General features: G+C 65.0%; 13 protein-coding genes and 3 tRNA genes. 10 read left to right on the top strand and 6 right to left on the bottom strand.

Annotation, left to right across the window (positions count from 1 at the left end):
• Window positions 1-67: 67 nt before the first annotated feature.
• Window positions 68-1,225, top strand: coding sequence for a cell division protein FtsZ (gene ftsZ, locus F791_RS0107695; protein WP_012983557.1), 1,158 nt, complete (start codon window positions 68-70; stop codon window positions 1,223-1,225).
• Window positions 1,226-1,347: 122 nt separating this feature from the next.
• On the top strand, window positions 1,348-2,271 hold the full coding sequence (gene lpxC / locus F791_RS0107700; RefSeq protein ID WP_081601195.1) for a UDP-3-O-acyl-N-acetylglucosamine deacetylase: 924 nt from the start codon (window positions 1,348-1,350) through the stop codon (window positions 2,269-2,271).
• Between the two features lie 26 nt (window positions 2,272-2,297).
• On the opposite strand, the gene F791_RS0107705 is transcribed toward lpxC, so the two are convergent.
• Entirely contained in the window at window positions 2,298-2,726 is a 429-nt protein-coding gene (locus F791_RS0107705) for a DciA family protein (RefSeq protein WP_018174837.1), read from the bottom strand.
• 48 nt (window positions 2,727-2,774) lie between these two features.
• On the opposite strand from F791_RS0107705, the gene F791_RS0107710 reads away from it, so the two are divergent.
• The 4 genes from F791_RS0107710 (at window position 2,775) to F791_RS0107725 (ending at window position 8,784) form a co-directional block, all read left to right on the top strand.
• Window positions 2,775-3,665 (top strand): M23 family metallopeptidase, encoded by an 891-nt coding sequence (locus F791_RS0107710; RefSeq protein ID WP_018138015.1) that lies wholly within the window; start codon window positions 2,775-2,777, stop codon window positions 3,663-3,665.
• A 116-nt stretch (window positions 3,666-3,781) separates the two neighbouring features.
• Window positions 3,782-6,568, top strand: coding sequence for a preprotein translocase subunit SecA (gene secA / locus F791_RS0107715; protein WP_018138016.1), 2,787 nt, complete (start codon window positions 3,782-3,784; stop codon window positions 6,566-6,568).
• 22 nt (window positions 6,569-6,590) lie between these two features.
• Window positions 6,591-7,802, top strand: coding sequence for a bifunctional glutamate N-acetyltransferase/amino-acid acetyltransferase ArgJ (gene argJ / locus F791_RS0107720; RefSeq protein WP_018993157.1), 1,212 nt, complete (start codon window positions 6,591-6,593; stop codon window positions 7,800-7,802).
• Window positions 7,783-8,784 (top strand): Nudix family hydrolase, encoded by a 1,002-nt coding sequence (locus F791_RS0107725; protein WP_019592424.1) that lies wholly within the window; start codon window positions 7,783-7,785, stop codon window positions 8,782-8,784. Before argJ ends, F791_RS0107725 begins: the two co-directional genes overlap by 20 nt.
• A 22-nt stretch (window positions 8,785-8,806) precedes the next feature.
• Here F791_RS0107725 and zapD read toward each other — a convergent pair whose 3' ends face one another.
• The 5 genes from zapD to pilB form a co-directional block, all read right to left on the bottom strand.
• The gene (gene zapD / locus F791_RS0107730) at window positions 8,807-9,577 is read right to left on the bottom strand and encodes a cell division protein ZapD (RefSeq protein ID WP_018649096.1); all 771 of its coding nucleotides are present in this window, start codon (window positions 9,575-9,577) and stop codon (window positions 8,807-8,809) included.
• A 150-nt stretch (window positions 9,578-9,727) separates the two neighbouring features.
• Complete coding sequence (gene coaE / locus F791_RS0107735) at window positions 9,728-10,339, bottom strand: dephospho-CoA kinase (protein WP_018138020.1); 612 nt, start codon at window positions 10,337-10,339, stop codon at window positions 9,728-9,730.
• Between the two features lie 4 nt (window positions 10,340-10,343).
• Window positions 10,344-11,207, bottom strand: a complete 864-nt coding sequence (locus F791_RS0107740) for an A24 family peptidase (protein WP_018138021.1) — start codon at window positions 11,205-11,207, stop codon at window positions 10,344-10,346.
• Between the two features lie 285 nt (window positions 11,208-11,492).
• The gene (locus tag F791_RS0107745) at window positions 11,493-12,704 is read right to left on the bottom strand and encodes a type II secretion system F family protein (protein WP_018137561.1); all 1,212 of its coding nucleotides are present in this window, start codon (window positions 12,702-12,704) and stop codon (window positions 11,493-11,495) included.
• 51 nt (window positions 12,705-12,755) lie between these two features.
• Window positions 12,756-14,474 carry a type IV-A pilus assembly ATPase PilB gene (pilB, locus tag F791_RS0107750; RefSeq protein WP_018993155.1) on the bottom strand — a complete coding sequence of 573 codons (1,719 nt, stop codon included), beginning with the start codon at window positions 14,472-14,474 and terminating at the stop codon, window positions 12,756-12,758.
• Between the two features lie 208 nt (window positions 14,475-14,682).
• Here pilB and F791_RS0107755 point away from each other — a divergent pair.
• The 4 genes from F791_RS0107755 to tuf all read left to right on the top strand — a co-directional run.
• Window positions 14,683-14,767: transfer RNA gene (locus tag F791_RS0107755), tRNA-Tyr, on the top strand.
• Between the two features lie 56 nt (window positions 14,768-14,823).
• Window positions 14,824-14,897 (top strand) — tRNA-Gly (locus tag F791_RS0107760).
• Window positions 14,898-14,941: 44 nt separating this feature from the next.
• Window positions 14,942-15,017 (top strand) — tRNA-Thr (locus F791_RS0107765).
• A gap of 66 nt (window positions 15,018-15,083) precedes the next feature.
• Window positions 15,084-16,264 (top strand): elongation factor Tu (gene tuf / locus F791_RS0107770; RefSeq protein WP_018993154.1); only part of this gene is annotated, 1,181 nt, incomplete at its 3' end.

Below are 16,264 nucleotides of genomic sequence, written 5' to 3' on the forward strand. Positions count from 1 at the left end.
GGGTCGGACCGCTCTCCGGCCATAGGCAAACAACTGACATGTACACACGAACCGAGAGGACGCAGCCATGACGTTCGAACTGATGGATACCTTTAGCCAGAACGCCACGATCAAGGTCGTTGGTGTTGGGGGTGGTGGCGGCAATGCCGTACAGCACATGGTTCACTCGCAACTCGACGGCGTGGACTTCATCTGCGCCAATACCGATGCCCAGGCCCTGAAGAGCCTGGACTCCAAGACGCTGCTGCAGCTGGGCGGCGACATCACCAAGGGCCTGGGTGCCGGGGCCGATCCGTCGGTCGGGCGCGAGGCGGCCCTGGAGGACCGCGAGCGCATCCAGGACCTGCTCCAGGGTGCGGACATGGTGTTCATTACCGCCGGTATGGGTGGCGGTACTGGCACTGGTGCGGCCCCGGTAGTCGCACAGATCGCCAAGGAGATGGGCATCCTGACGGTCGCGGTGGTCACCAAGCCGTTCCCGTTCGAGGGCAAGAAGCGCATGCAGGTGGCCGTGTCCGGGATCAAGGCGCTGACCGAGCAGGTCGATTCGCTGATCACCATCCCGAACGAGAAGCTGCTGACCGTGCTGGGCAAGAACACCACGCTGCTGGATGCCTTCAAGGCCGCCAACGACGTGCTGTTCGGTGCGGTGCAGGGGATCGCCGAGCTGATCACCCGTCCCGGCCTGATCAACGTCGACTTTGCCGACGTGCGCAACGTGATGCGCGAGATGGGTATGGCGATGATGGGTACCGGCACCGGTACCGGCGAAGACCGTGCGCGTCAGGCCGCCGAGGCCGCGATCGCCAGCCCGCTGCTGGAGGATGTCGATATCTCCGGTGCCCGCGGGATCCTGGTGAACGTCACCGGGGGCATGGATGTCGGAATCGGCGAGTTCGAGGAGGTCGGCGAGGCCGTGAAAGCCCTGGCGTCCGAGGATGCGACCGTGGTGGTCGGTACCGTGATCGACCCCGAGATGAGTGACGAACTGCGCGTGACCCTGGTGGCCACCGGCCTCGGTGCCCAGACGGCCCAGCAGGAACGCCCGCAGGTGCGTGTGGTCGATGCCCAGCCCAAGCGTGCGGTCGGCTCCGACGTCGAGGTGGACCTCGACCAGCCGACGGTGAAGCGTCGCGGCGGGGACAACCTCGCGGTCGACTACAACCAGCAGCAAGGCATTGATGTGCTGGATATCCCGGCCTTTCTGCGCAAACAAGCCGACTGAGCAGGGGGCCGCATGCAGGGAGGGCGGAAACTTGCAATAATGCGGTAATCGTTGTGTGCATGAGGAGCCCGGGAGGGCCCCGGGCTCCACTTTGCACCTGAAAAAGCAAGAGGTTATACGCGTTGATTCGACAAAGAACGCTCAAGAACAGCATCCGGGCCACAGGCGTGGGGCTGCATACCGGGGAAAAGGTCGTGCTTACGCTGCGACCGGCGCCGGTGAATACCGGGATCGTCTTCCACCGGAGCGATCTGGATCCCGTCGTCGAGATCCCGGCTCGGGCGGAGAACGTGGGCGACACGCGTTTGTCGACAACGCTGGTAAAGGGAGACGTGCGCGTCTCGACCGTGGAACACCTGCTCTCCGCGATCGCGGGGCTGGGCATCGACAACCTGCACGTGGATGTCAGTGCCGCCGAGGTCCCGATCATGGACGGCAGTGCCGGACCGTTTGTGTTCCTGTTGCAGTCCGCCGGGCTCAAGGAACAGGACGCCCCCAAGGAATTCATCCGGGTGAAGCGCAGCGTGGAAGTCCGCGAGGGCGACAAATGGGTGCGCTTCGACCCCTATGACGGGTTCAAGGTCGGTTTCTGCATCGACTTCGAACACCCGATGTTTACCGACGGAAGCCAGCGCGCCGAGCTGGACTTCTCGTCCACCTCCTTCGTGAAGGAGGTCTCGCGTGCCCGGACCTTCGGGTTCATGCGCGATATCGAGGCCCTGCGCGCCAACCAGCTGGCGCTGGGTGGCAGCCTGGACAACGCGGTGGTGCTCGATGACTACAAGATCCTGAACGAGAACGGCCTGCGCTACGACAACGAGCTGGTCAAACACAAGATCCTCGACGTGGTCGGTGATCTGTACCTGCTGGGGCACAGCCTGATCGGCGCGTTTACCGGGCACAAGTCCGGGCATGCGCTGAACAACCAGCTGATTCGCCAGCTCGCGGCGGACGAGACGGCCTGGGAAAAGGTCACCTTCGAGGACCCCTCGGAGCGCTTGCCGATCTCCTTCGGGCAGCTGGCGCCCACGATCGCTGGCAGTTAGGGCGGTCCTGTCCTGCGCTGCGGGGGCTAGCGCCCCTGCGGCGGTAGCGCCGCCAGGCGTTCCAGCGCCCCGGCCAACTCCGGGTCGCCGATCGAGCGCGCGGTCTGCATCAGTAGCGAGCGGGCCGACTCCGGGATCTCGCGTTGAACCGCGACCGGTTTGGATTGCGGTGCACGTGGCGTGCTGTCGAGTCGAATGCGCACCTCGGTGGTGCCTTCGATGCCGGCCGCCGCGAGCGTCTTGAGCAGCTCGCGCTGCTGGAAGCGGATCTCGGTCGCCAGTGGGCGATCGGCGCAGACCGCGATCAGGGTCTCTCCCTGCCGGGTCAGCGCCAGGCGTCCGCGCTGTAGCTCCTCCCCCACCAGTGGGGCGAGGGCGCGTTCCAGCTCCCGATCGCGGTCGCTGAGGACGCTCAGATTCGCCGCGACAAAGCGGTTCGCGGGGCGCGGCATCATCGACGTGCCTCCACGAAGCCCGACAGTACAAGAGTAATTGAGAAACGCATGCAACTGATCGTACTACGACCGGATGGCCTTTGTACCCGCCTCCCGTTTCGCATCACCCTTGTCCTTTCCGTAACCCTGCTCGCCCTGGTCGTGGCCGCAGTCGCCGCCGCCTACTGGGTGGGACAGCAGCAGCGCGAGGTCATCAAGGTACCGGTGGTACCGGGAAGCGACCAGGCGGTGATCGAGGCCGCCGAGCGCGAGGTTGCGCACGAGGGCCTGAAACACCTGGCCGAACGGGTGGTGGTCCTCGAACGCCAGCTCGCCCGCGTCGACCTGCGCATGCGCTCGGTGGGTGAGAGCCTTGACCTGGATTTGTCCGAGCTGATGCCCGCGATGGGGGGGCAGGGTGGCCCCGAACTGGAGGGCCCGGATTCACCCATTGCGATGGATGAGCGCCTCTACGCCCTGGAGCGCCTGCTCCATCGACACCAGGCTTCGGTGGCCCTGATCGACGACACACTGCGCGAGGATGCCTCGCGCGAGGCCCTGCGCCCGCAGTTGATGCCGGTCGACGACGAGGCCTGGATCAGCTCGGCCTTTGGGTACCGCAATGACCCGTTTACCGGCGCCCGGCGCTTCCATTCCGGCATGGACTTCGCCGGCAGCCATGGTTCGGATATCCGGGCCGCGGGTGGTGGAATCGTGGTGTTCTCGGGCAAGCGCGATGCCTACGGCAAGATGGTCGAGATCGATCACGGGGGTGGTCTGCGCACCCGCTACGCGCACAACTCGGAGTTGCTGGTGGAGCCGGGGCAGCGCGTGGATGCCGGCGACACCATTGCGCGCATGGGCCGCACGGGCCGTGCCACGGATACGCACCTGCACTACGAAGTCCTCAAGGCGGGCCAGGCCGTTAACCCCTACGACTTCCTGCCCAGCGACGACTGAATCCGAAACCCTCTCCGGCACCCGCCCCCCCGCGCAGGTGGTGGGCGGATGGTTTATCCTAGATAGGTTTCGGACAACGGCTGGCTCTTAATACAAGCCCCCTCAAGCGGATCCCTATGGTCAAGCAGCTCGTACAGAAGTTCTTCGGCAGTCGCAACGACCGCATCATCAAGCGCTATCGCAAGCAGGTCGAGCAGGTGAACGCCCTCGCGGAAGCCACCGAGGCCCTGCCGCGCCAGGAGCTGGAACACAAGACCACGGAGCTGCGCAAGCGCGCCCAGGACGGCGAGTCCATCGACAAGCTGCTGCCGGAGGCCTTTGCGGTCTGCCGAGCCATGAGTGTGCATGCCCTTGGCATGCGCCATTTTGACGTGCAGCTGATCGGTGGCATGGTGCTGAACGACGGGCGCATCGCCGAGATGCGTACCGGTGAAGGCAAGACCCTGGTCGCCACGCTCCCTACCTACCTCAACGCCCTGTCCGGCGATGGTGTGCACGTGGTCACGGTCAACGACTACCTGGCCCGCCGCGATGCCGCGTGGATGGGCCGGCTGTATCACGCCCTGGGGTTGAGCGTTGGCGTGGTCAACTCCTCCGGCGGGCTGGGCGTGGACAGCGCCTCGTATCTGTACGACCCCGAGTACAAGGCCGAAGAAGGCGGGATGGACCACCTGCGTCCGGTGACCCGCCGCGAGGCCTATGCCGCGGATATCACCTACGGCACCAACAACGAGTTCGGCTTCGACTACCTGCGCGACAACATGGCGTTCTCCGCCGACCAGCGGGTGCAGCGCGGTCTCAATTTCGCGGTGGTCGACGAGGTTGACTCGATCCTGATCGACGAGGCGCGGACCCCGCTGATCATCTCCGGTCCCAGTGGTGACAGCTCCGAACTGTACGAGCGGATGAACAAGCTCCCGCCCCAGCTCACTCGTCAGGAAGACGAGGAGAGCGAGGGCGACTACTACGTCGATGAGAAGGCCAAGCAGGTCTTTCTGAGCGAGGATGGGCACGAGAAGGCCGAGCAGTTGCTGCGCGAGGAGGGGTTGCTGGAAGAGCACCAGTCCCTGTATGACGCCGGCGCGATCCAGGTCCTGCATCACCTGAATGCCGCGCTGCGCGCCCACGCCCTGTTCCACCGCGACGTGGACTACCTGGTGCGTGACAACAAGGTCCAGATCATCGACGAATTCACCGGCCGCATCATGGGTGGTCGGCGCTGGTCCGAGGGTCTGCACCAGGCGATCGAGGCGAAGGAAGGCGTGCCAATCCAGCGCGAGAACCAGACCCTGGCCTCGATTACCTTCCAGAACTACTTCCGCCTGTACGAGAAACTGGCCGGCATGACCGGTACTGCGGACACCGAGGCCTACGAGTTCCAGACGATCTACGGCCTCGAGGTTGTCGTGGTGCCCGGCAACAAGCCGCTGGTGCGGGACGACATGCAGGATCTTGTCTACCTGACCCAGGAAGAGAAGTACGAGGCGATCATCAAGGAGATCCAGTGGTGCGTCGAACGGAAACAGCCGGTACTGGTGGGTACCGCTTCCGTGGAAAGCTCCGAGCGCCTGGCCCAGGCGCTGAAAAAGACCGGGATCAAGTTCGAGGTGCTCAACGCCAAGCAGCATGAGCGCGAGGCCGCGATCATTGCCCACGCCGGACGCCCGGGCGCGATCACGCTGGCCACCAACATGGCCGGCCGCGGGACTGACATCGTGCTGGGTGGGTCGCTGGACGCCGAGCTGGCCGAAGTGGACCTGGACGACACCGCGAAATGCGAGCAGATCAAGGCGGACTGGCAGAAGCGCCACGATGCCGTGCTCGAGTCCGGTGGTCTGCACATCATCGGCTCCGAGCGCCACGAGTCCCGCCGCATCGACAACCAGCTGCGCGGCCGTTCCGGGCGTCAGGGCGACCCGGGCTCCAGCCGTTTCTTCCTCTCGCTGGAAGACAACCTGATGCGGGTGTTCGCCTCCGAGCGCGTGCGCGGGCTGATGCAACGCCTGGGCATGAAGGAGGGCGAGGCGATCGAGAATGCCTGGGTTTCGCGCGCGATCGAGAATGCCCAGCGCAAGGTCGAGGCGCACAACTTCGACATCCGCAAGCAGCTGCTGGAGTACGACGACGTCGCCAACGACCAGCGGCGGGTGATCTACGAACAGCGCGCCGAGTTGCTGACCACCGAGGACATCAGCGACACGATCGAGGCCTTGCTCAATGACGTGGTCAATGCCCAGATCAGCGAGTACATCCCGCCCGGCTCCATCGAGGACGAGTGGGACGTCGAGGGTCTGGAGCAGGCACTCAACGGCGAATTCGGGATCGATCTGCCCGTGAAGCAGTGGCTGGAGGATGAGGACGACCTGCACGAAGAGCCGCTGCGCGAACGGATCATCGAGCACGCCCGCACGCTTCTTGCCGGCAAGCGCGAGCAGCTGGGCGAGACCACGATGAACCGGCTGCAGCGCGACATGATGCTGCAGGTGCTGGATACCCAGTGGAAGGAACATCTGGCCGCGATGGACTATCTGCGCCAGGGCATCGGGCTGCGAGGCTACGCCCAGCGCAACCCGAAGCAGGAATACAAGAAGGAAGCCTTCGCGATGTTCCAGTCCCTGCTGGAACGCATCAAGCACGACGTGATCAAGTATCTGCTGCGCATCCAGCTGCGCTCGCCCGAAGAGGTCGAGGCGCTGCAGCCGAAGAAAAAGGCCCCGGCCGAGTCCGACATGAACTTCCAGCACGAGAACCCGGACAGTGCGCTGGACGCCGGGGCGGAGGAGCGCGAGCCGGTGGCCAGTGGTGACACCCCCTATCGTCGCGAGGGCCCCAAGCTCGGCCGCAACGAGCCCTGCTGGTGCGGTTCGGGCAAGAAGTACAAGCAGTGCCACGGCAAGCTCTGAACGTATACGGGAGCACGTGAATATGGCCGTTGGGCTGCAACCACCGGACACATTGCTGCCGGTGCCCGGTATCCGTCTGGCGACTACCGCGGCGGGCATCCGCTATGCCGGGCGCGACGACCTGGTGCTGATCGATGCCGGCGCGGATGCCACCATTGCCGCGCTCTATACCACCAACGCCTTCTGCGCCGCCCCGGTCGTCGTGGCCCGTGAACACCAGTCCGCGCGCCCTGGCCGCTGGCTGTTGATTAACGCGGGCAACGCCAATGCGGGAACGGGGGAGCCGGGGCTGGCCGCTGCGCGGGCCTGCTGCGAGGCGGTCGCCGCAGTGGTCGGTGGTGATGTCCGCGCGGTGCTGCCCTTCTCCACCGGCGTGATCGGCGAGCCGCTACCGGTCGAGCGGATCACCAAGGCCCTGCCCACACTGCATGCGGCGCTGGTACCGAATGGCTGGATGCAGGCGGGCCGCGCGATCATGACCACCGATACCGTGCTCAAGGGCGGCAGTCGCCGTATCGAGCTCTCGGGCGGTACCGTGACGCTGACCGGGATCGCCAAGGGCTCCGGGATGATCCACCCGAACATGGCCACGATGCTCGGGTTCATCGGGACCGATCTCGCCATCACCGAAGCCGAACTGTTGCCTTTGCTGCGCGAAGCGAATGGGGCCAGCTTCAACGCCATTACGGTGGATGGCGACACCTCCACGAACGATGCGGTCGTCTGCATGGCCTCGGGCGCCAGTAGTGCGACGCTGGCAACGGCCGAGGACCGCGAGACCTTCATGCGCGCACTCGGAGATCTGTGCCTGGAGCTCGCGCAGGCGATCGTGCGCGACGGCGAGGGGGCGACCAAGTTCGTGACCGTGGCGGTGGAGTCGGCCCGTGACGAGGCCGAAGCCGCCCGGGTGGCCGAGACCGTGGCCCTGTCGCCGCTGGTCAAGACCGCCCTGTTCGCTTCCGACCCCAATTGGGGGCGCATCCTGGCCGCGGTCGGCCGCGCCAGCGTCGCGGACCTGGTGATCGAGCAGGTCGCCATCACCGTCAATGGCGTCGAGATTGTCCGCGGCGGCGGGCGTTCCCCGGACTACACCGAAGCGGCCGGGCAGCAGGCCTTTGCGCAGGACGAGATCGAAATCCGGATCGCGTTGGGCCGGGGACAGGCCGTGGCCCGCAAGTACACCTGCGACTTCTCCCACGAGTACGTCCGTATCAATGCCGAATACCGGTCCTGAGCCGGTCGGTACCACTCCGCCGCTGGAGGTTGCGGTGGGGCTGGTCCTCGATGCCGAGGGCCGCGTGCTGGTCAGCCGTCGTCTGGCCGGCCGGCACCTGGCTGGCTATTGGGAGTTTCCGGGCGGCAAGATCGATGCCGGCGAGAGCGCCTTTGCCGGGCTGGTGCGCGAGTTGCACGAAGAGCTGGGGATTGTCGTGCGCGCCGGGGTTCAGTGTCTGACTGTGCGCCATGACTTTGCCGAGTGTTCCGTGGCCCTGCGCGTGTTCCGGGTAACGGACTGGTCCGGCGAGGTGCATGGCCGCGAGGGGCAGGAATGGGCCTGGCGCGACCCGGCCACCCTGGACCCCGCGGATTTCCCCGCTGCCAATCACCCGATGTTCCAGGCCCTGGTCCTGCCGCAGCGCTACTTGATTACGCCATCCCCTGCGGTGCGGGCCGAGATCCCGGCCGTGGTTGAGCAGGTCCAGGCAGCGCTGGTGGATATGGACGGCGCGATGCTGCAGGTCCGGGCGCCGTCATTGGGGCGGGCGGACTACCGCGCCTTGGTCGAACCACTCCACAGATTTGCCCGCGCTCGCGGGATACCGCTGCTGGCCAACGCGCCCTGGGAGTGGGTCGCGGACCTGTCCGGTATCGGATGGCATCTCCCCGAGCGGCGCTGGCGTGCGCTGGACGAACGCCCTTCGGTTTCGGGTCTGGTTGCGGCTTCGGTGCATGACGCCGAAGGGCTGGCTGAGGCCGCCCGGCTGGGGCTGGATTTGGCTGTCCTGAGTCCGGTGCATTCCACGGTCTCCCACCCCGGCGTGCCGGGGATGGGGTGGGCGCAATTCGCCGCGCAGGTGCGCGAGGCCGGTGTCCCGGTTTATGCCCTGGGCGGGATGCGTGCGTCCGATCTGGATCAGGCGCGGACCTGTGGAGCCCAGGGGATCGCGGCCATCCGGGGGTTGCTGGGCATGGAGGCCGGTGAAGCGGCGGTTTGAGAAGTGAATCCGTTAAACTCGCTTACAGGGCACAGCAGCACAGCCGGAATTCGATGTCCTGCGCGGCGGGGATGGGGCGGCTGCGGAAATCCTCGGGCGAGAAAAAACGTACCGTGAAGCGCTGGCGTCCTGCGCTGATCTCCGGGTAGTACCCCAGATCGGGATCGACACTGACCCGGATCAGCTGCCATGCATGGCTCGTGTCCAGGCTGCGTTCGAAATAGCCGTCTTCGGCGATGGCGGACTCCGAGCGCCCGGAGCGGCGCATATAGGACAGGACCTGGATGGTCGCCTCGGCTACCGTGTTCAATGGCTCGAACCATTCCAGCAGTAGTGCGGTGCGCTCCGGGGAGCTTTGGGCCAGCCAGTGATGGTAGATCGGCAGGTCGAAATCGAAGGCCCCGCCGGGTAGCGCCATGCGCTGGCGCACGCTGTTGAAGAATTCGTTGCCACGCACCCGATGATCCAGCGCCCCGGCCTGTTCTTCCAGGGCGGAGTGCAGGCGTTTCTGCGCCTGCATGGTCTCGGTGAACCGCTCCGGGTCGACGCCCGGCTGGTGCGTGAGTCGGTTGAGGTTGGCAGTCTGGCGCTCGATCTCGCCCATCAGTTCGCGCTTGATGTCGACGCGGGTGACCAGGGCATAGATGTCGACCAGCGAGACCAGGGCCTCATGGTGGTCAAAAGGCCGGCCGGACTCCAGGGCATCCCCGAACCGCTGGGCCAGCGCCTCCAGACGCAACAGCAGTCGCACGCGTTCGTGCAGCGGTTGTTCGAAGGTGAGCAATTGGGTCACGGGCGGCCCGTCCGGCTTGGGTTCTCGGTGTTGCGGGGCAACACGACCTTGGCAGTATCCAGTATTCAGGGGGCGACTTTCCACCCGTCCTTGTCAGCAATCGGAGTCGGTGCGCAATCTCTCCCCTTATTGCGGCCCGGATGCATGTGGCTAGCCATGCCCCGTTACGGCTCGCAGCTCATCGTGCAGGCCGGACACCTGCTGGCGCAGATCCTCGTCCGTGGTCGTGCGGTCGTTCGTGATCACCCGGTCGCCGCGCTGGCGGCGCTCGTCCGGGCTCAACTGGCAGTCCATGATGGCCTGCACCTCGGCCGGGGTGCGGCCATCGCGATGGGTGACGCGCTCGAGCTGTTCCTCCGGCTTGCAGTCGACCACGATGACCGGGTCGAACTCGTGCTCCCACCCGGCCTCGAACAGCAGCGGCACCACGATCAGCGCATAGCCGTTGGTGTCTGGCAGATCACGCAGACGGCGTTCCAGTTCTGCGTGCACCGCGGGGTGGACCAGCGCCTCCAGCGCCTTGCGCTCGTCGGGTTGTGCGAAGACCCGTGTGCGCAGGGCCCCGCGATCCAGGCGTCCCCGCGCATCGAGTACCCCTGGTCCGAACTGTTGAACGATCGCGGCATGCAGGTCGTGTCCCGGCTCTTGCAGTTCGCGGGTGATCCGGTCGGCGTCGAGCACCGGTACCCCCAGGCTGGCAAACAACCCGGCGACGCGGCTCTTGCCGCAGCCAATCCCGCCTGTCAGTCCGACCCGCCGCATGACACTAGAGCCCCTGTGGGAAGTAGAACGCCACCAGCGTATCGCCCCAGATCAGTGCCAGCCACCCGGCGGCCGCGAGATACGGCCCGAACGGGATCGGGATGTTGCGGTCGCGCCCGCGCAGCAGGATTAGCAGGATGCCGACGATCGCCCCGACCAGGGAAGCCAGCAGAAGGATTACCGGCAGGGCCTGCCAGCCGAGCCATGCGCCCAGTGCGGCGAGCAGCTTGAAGTCGCCATACCCCATGCCCTCCTTCCCGGTGGCCAGGCGGAAGCCGTGAAAGATCAGCCAAAGCACCAGGTAACCGGCGGTCGCTCCGATCACGGCCGACTGCAGATCGGTGAAGGTGCCCGGGATATTGACCAGCAGCCCCAGCCAGAGCAACGGCAGGGTCAGCTGGTCCGGGAGCAGGGTGGTGCGCGCGTCGATCCCGGCGGCGGCGATCAGAACGCCGGTGAAGATCAGCGCCAGCAGCGCCGTCGTGTCGGCTCCGAAGTGCCAGATGGTAAGGGCAAACAGGACTGCGGTGAGGATCTCGACCAGCGGATACTGCCAGCTGATGCTCGTGCCGCAGCCAGGGCAGCGCCCGCGCAGCCAGAGGAAGCTGAGCACGGGGATGTTCTCGTACGAGCGGATCGGCCGCTCGCACTGGGGACAGCGCGAACGCGGGCGCAGCAGGTCGAACGGGGTGTCGTCCGCCGGGGGCTCCTGTTCCAGGATTGCGCGTGCCTCGGCGTTCCAGCCGCGCTCCAGCATCACCGGCAGCCGGGCGATGACCACGTTCAGAAAGCTGCCGATCAGCAGCCCGAATACCGCTGCGACCGCGATTGCCCAGGACAGGGGCAGGAGTTCTTCCGTGCCGAGCATCCTAGGGAAGCCCTGACCAATGTGCACGCTCGCGCTCGAGTCGCTTTTGCGTGCGAACAAGGCGCGGCGACTGCCGTGCAGTCATTCTGCACAAGGGAGCCGCAACGCCGTGCGCGCGCAAAAGCGGCCGAGCCCCTGCATTGAATGATTGGTGGGGTTGGAACCCCAGGTTCCCCGATCCTGCGTTGCGCCGCTTGCGGGTAGAACCACTACCCGCTGCACGGCGCGCCTTGTCTCGGAAAACCTGGGGTACCAACGCGAGTGTGTACATTGGTCAGGGCTTCCCTAGATGACTTGACCCATCTGGAAGATGGGCAGGTACATCGCGATCACCAGGCCGCCGACCAGTACGCCGAGTACGACCATGATCAGGGGCTCCAGCAGGCTCGAGAGGCTGTCCACGGCGTTGTCCACCTCGGCCTCGTAGAAGTCCGCGACCTTCGCCAGCATCGAGTCCAGCGAGCCGGATTCCTCGCCGATCGCGACCATCTGCACGACCATGTTGGGGAAGACCCCGGTATTGCGCATCGACCACTGCAGCTGTGCCCCGGCCGAGGTCTCGTCGCGCATGCGCAGCGTGGCCTCGCGATACAGCGCGTTGCCCGTGGCGCCGGAGACCGAGGTGAGGGCATCGACCAGCGGTACACCGGCCGAAAACATCGTGGACAGCGTCCGCGCGAAGCGGGCGATCGCGGCCTTGCGCAGGATCGGACCGAAGGCCGGGGCCTTCAGGATTGCGATATCGAGAAAACGCGCAAACCGGGGTGAGCGTTGCCGGGTCTGTACGAAGGCGAAGCCGATCGCGACCATGATCGCGAGGATCAGCCACCACCAGGACTGCACGAAATCCGAGAGGTCGACCACCATGCGGGTGAAGACCGGCAGGTCCGCACCAAAACCCTGGAACAGCGCCTCGAACTGCGGGACCACATAGATCAGCAGGATGGCCGTAACCACGATTGCGACCACAATGACCGCCGCCGGGTAGAACATGGCCTTGCGGATCTTGGCCTTCAGGGCCTCGGTCTTTTCCTTGTAGGTGGCGACCTTGTCCAGCAGGGTCTCGAGCGTCCCCGCCTGCTCGCCGGCCTCGACCAGGTTGACCACCAGATCATCGAAGTACTTGGGTTGCTTGGCCAGCGCGGCGGCAAAGGTCTCGCCGCCCTCGACGTCGGCCTTGAGCTTGAGCACGAGATCGCGCATCGCCGGCTTCTCGTTGCCGCGGCCGACGATCTCGAAGGCCTGTACCAGCGGCACGCCGGATTGCAGCATCGTGGTCATCTGCCGTAGGAAGTAGGCGATGTCCGCGGGGACGATCTTCTTCTTGCCCCCGGAGAGTAGCGACTTCGGCTTCTTGCGAATCTTGACGACATTGATGCCGTTCTTGCGCAGTTCGGAGCGTGCGACGGCTTCGCTGTCGGCCGGGGTCTCGCCCTTGACCCGGTCGCCGTTCTTGTTCAGTCCTTCCCAAGCGTAGATTGTCCCGGAATCGGCCATCTACTGTCCCCCTGTGTTGGTGACCCGAACCGGAGCCCTTCCGGCGTCTCCCTAGTCCTTGGTCACGCGGTTAACTTCCTCGAGGCTGGTCATCCCCGCCAGAACCTTTACCAGGCCGGCGCGGCGCAGATCCTCGACTCCTTCCTTTGCGGCCTGCTGAGCCAGCTGCATGGAGTTGTAGCCCTCCAGAATCCCGCGCTGCATCTCTTCGCTGATCGGCATGACCTGATAGATGCCGACCCGCCCCTTGTAGCCGTTGGTGCACTGATCGCAGCCCACCGCGCGATACGCCGTTACCCCGGCCTGGATGTCGGCGTCGGTGAAGCCCTCCTTGCGCAGGACCTCCTCCGGGAGATCCTCCGGTTCCTTGCAGTTCGTGCACAGTCGGCGCGCCAGGCGCTGCGCGATGATCAGCAGGATCGAGGAGGCGATGTTGTAGGGCGGTACCCCCATGTTCGCCAGTCGGGTCAGGGTCTGCGGGGCATCGTTGGTATGCAGCGTGGAGAGCACCAGGTGCCCTGTCTGCGCCGCCTTGATCGCGATCTCCGCGGTCTCGAGGTCGCGGATCTCGCCCACCATGATCACGTCCGGATCCTGACGCAGGAAGGCGCGCAGCGCGCTGGCGAAGGTCAGCCCGACCTTCGGGTTCACGTTGACCTGGTTGACCCCGGGCATGTTGATTTCCGAGGGGTCTTCCGCGGTGGAGATGTTGCGGTCGGCCGTGTTCAGGATCCCGAGGCCGGTGTACAGCGACACCGTTTTACCCGAGCCGGTCGGGCCGGTGACCAGGATCATCCCGTAGGGTCGCTTGAGCGCCTGGAGGTAGGCCTCCTTCTGGTGTTCCTCGTAGCCGAGCTGATCGATCCCGATCTGGGTGCTGCTCGGGTCGAGGATACGCATTACGATCTTTTCGCCGTACAGCGTGGGCAGTGTGCTGACACGAAAATCGATCGCGCGCGTGCGCGAGAGCTTCAGCTTGATGCGTCCATCCTGCGGGACCCGCCGCTCCGCGATGTCCATGCGTGACATGACCTTGACCCGCGCGGTGATGCGTGGCGCCAGGGTGTTCGGCGGGTGGGCGATCTCGTGCAGCACGCCGTCGATACGAAAGCGCACGCGGAAATCCTTCTCGAACGGTTCGAGGTGGATGTCCGACGCCTTGCGGTTGATGGCGTCCATCAGCACCTTGTTGACGAAGCGCACCACGGGTGCGTCGTCCACCGCGTCCCCGGCATCCGACGTGTCGCCGTCATCGCCGCCACCCGATTCGATGGCCAGGTTCTCCAGGTCGTCGTCGCCCAGATCGTCCATCAGCGACGAGGCAGCGCTCAGGGCGCTTTCGATCAGGCGGTCGAGCTTGTGCCCCTCGACCAGTACGGCCTCCACCGGCATCCCGGTAGCGAACTTGAATTCGTCGGTGGCCCCCAGGTTGGTGGGGTCGGAGACCGCGATATACAGGCGGTTGCCGCGCTGCATGATCGGCAGGGCGTGGTGTTTCTGGATCAGCTTCTCGTTCAGGTGATCCTTGGGCAGCAGGTCGGGATCAAAGCACGACAAATCCAGTACCGGGAGCCCGAACTCCTCGGCCGCGGCCTCGGCCAGGCGAGCCTCGGAGACCTGCCCCTTGCTGGCCAGCAGGGGCATCAAAGGGGTCTGCTGAGCGCGCGATTCCTCGGCGATCTGGGCAGCGATATCTTCCGCAATCAGGCCGGCGTCCACGAGACGCTTGGCCAGACCCGGCAGGCGGGGCGCCGTTGTCGTGTTGGGCATGGGCCTCTACGCGCGAATCTTCAAATCCTGAATAGGCACACTCTACGTGCGTCTGTCGTGGAATGGAAACCGTCAGGCGCACCGTATGACCGGAAATCATAGGCAGATAATGAGTGACACGCGCGCGTGTCCGCGTGATCTGCGAGCGGGATGCAATCCCTGCTTGACGCTGTGCTTCGCGCTGGTTCAGAATACGCGGCTTGATCGAGGAGGGATACCCAAGCGGTCAACGGGGGCAGACTGTAAATCTGCTGGCTCAGCCTTCGGAGGTTCGAATCCTCCTCCCTCCACCATCGGGTTTTCAAGCCAGCGGCCTGTAGCGGGCGGTGGTTCGGCAAGCCAGGGTTCTGCGGGTGTAGTTCAATGGTAGAACCTCAGCCTTCCAAGCTGATGATGTGGGTTCGATTCCCATCACCCGCTCCAGTTGATCCGAACGGTTCGGGTCCGGCCCTGGCCAGGTAAGTCAGGCTCATGTAGCTCAGTCGGTAGAGCACTTCCTTGGTAAGGAAGAGGTCACCGGTTCGAATCCGGTCATGAGCTCCAATTTTGTGTAAGTCAGCGTACAACCTGCGTCGCTTGTGAAAGCGTCACGATCCGGGGAAGCGAGAGATGTCCAAGGAAAAGTTCGAGCGTAAGAAGCCGCATGTGAATGTGGGGACGATTGGTCATGTGGACCATGGCAAGACCACGCTGACGGCGGCGATGACGGCGGTGCTGGGCAAGAAGTACGGCAGTGAAGCCCGTGCGTTTGACCAGATCGACAATGCGCCGGAAGAGAAGGCGCGCGGGATTACGATTGCCACGGCGCACGTGGAATACGAATCCGACATTCGTCACTACGCGCATGTGGATTGCCCTGGGCACGCGGACTACGTGAAGAACATGATCACGGGTGCGGCGCAGATGGACGGCGCGATTCTGGTGGTGTCCGCGGCCGATGGCCCGATGCCGCAGACCCGCGAGCACATCCTGCTGGCGCGTCAGGTTGGTGTGCCGTACATCGTGGTGTTCCTGAACAAGGCCGACATGGTCGACGACCCCGAGCTGCTCGAGCTGGTCGAGATGGAAGTGCGCGACCTGCTGTCTTCCTACGACTTCCCGGGCGACGACACCCCGGTGGTCACCGGTTCCGCGCTGAAGGCGCTGGAAGGTGACGAGAGCGAAGTGGGCGCGCCGGCGATCTACAAGCTGGTCGAAGCGATGGACACCTGGATTCCGGAGCCGGAACGCGCCGTGGACGGCGACTTCCTGATGCCGGTGGAGGACGTGTTCTCGATCTCCGGCCGCGGCACGGTGGTGACCGGTCGTATCGAGCGCGGTGTGGTCAAGGTGGGCGAGGAAATCGAGATTGTCGGTATCCGCGACACCCAGAAGACCACGGTCACCGGTGTCGAGATGTTCCGCAAGCTGCTGGACCAGGGCGAAGCGGGCGACAACGTGGGCATTCTGCTGCGTGGTACCAAGCGCGACGAAGTGCAGCGTGGTCAGGTGCTGTGCAAGCCGGGTTCGATCAACCCGCACACGCATTTCGAGGCCGAGGTGTACATCCTGGGCAAGGACGAGGGTGGTCGTCATACCCCGTTCTTCAATGGTTATCGCCCGCAGTTCTACTTCCGCACGACGGACGTGACGGGTTCGGTGGAGCTGCCGGAAGGCACCGAGATGGTGATGCCGGGTGACAACGTGAAGATGACCGTGTCGCTGATCAGCCCGATCGCGATGGAAGATGGTCTGCGCTTTGCGATTCGCGAAGGCGGCCGCACCGTCGGCGCCGGCGTCGTATCCAAGAT

The sequence above is a fragment of the Thioalkalivibrio sp. ALRh genome, from assembly GCF_000381425.1.
Classification (GTDB): Bacteria; Pseudomonadota; Gammaproteobacteria; order Ectothiorhodospirales; family Ectothiorhodospiraceae; genus Thioalkalivibrio.

What these genes read in the sequence shown, in the direction of transcription:
- ftsZ (WP_012983557.1), top strand. Translation starts at nt 68, where the DNA reads ATGACGTTCGAACTGATGGATACCTTTAGCCAGAACGCCACGATCAAG.
- F791_RS0107705 (WP_018174837.1), bottom strand. Translation starts at nt 2,726, where the DNA reads ATGATGCCGCGCCCCGCGAACCGCTTTGTCGCGGCGAATCTGAGCGTC.
- F791_RS0107710 (WP_018138015.1), top strand. Translation starts at nt 2,775, where the DNA reads ATGCAACTGATCGTACTACGACCGGATGGCCTTTGTACCCGCCTCCCG.
- secA (WP_018138016.1), top strand. Translation starts at nt 3,782, where the DNA reads ATGGTCAAGCAGCTCGTACAGAAGTTCTTCGGCAGTCGCAACGACCGC.
- argJ (WP_018993157.1), top strand. Translation starts at nt 6,591, where the DNA reads ATGGCCGTTGGGCTGCAACCACCGGACACATTGCTGCCGGTGCCCGGT.
- F791_RS0107725 (WP_019592424.1), top strand. Translation starts at nt 7,783, where the DNA reads ATGCCGAATACCGGTCCTGAGCCGGTCGGTACCACTCCGCCGCTGGAG.
- coaE (WP_018138020.1), bottom strand. Translation starts at nt 10,339, where the DNA reads ATGCGGCGGGTCGGACTGACAGGCGGGATTGGCTGCGGCAAGAGCCGC.
- F791_RS0107740 (WP_018138021.1), bottom strand. Translation starts at nt 11,207, where the DNA reads ATGCTCGGCACGGAAGAACTCCTGCCCCTGTCCTGGGCAATCGCGGTC.
- F791_RS0107745 (WP_018137561.1), bottom strand. Translation starts at nt 12,704, where the DNA reads ATGGCCGATTCCGGGACAATCTACGCTTGGGAAGGACTGAACAAGAAC.
- pilB (WP_018993155.1), bottom strand. Translation starts at nt 14,474, where the DNA reads ATGCCCAACACGACAACGGCGCCCCGCCTGCCGGGTCTGGCCAAGCGT.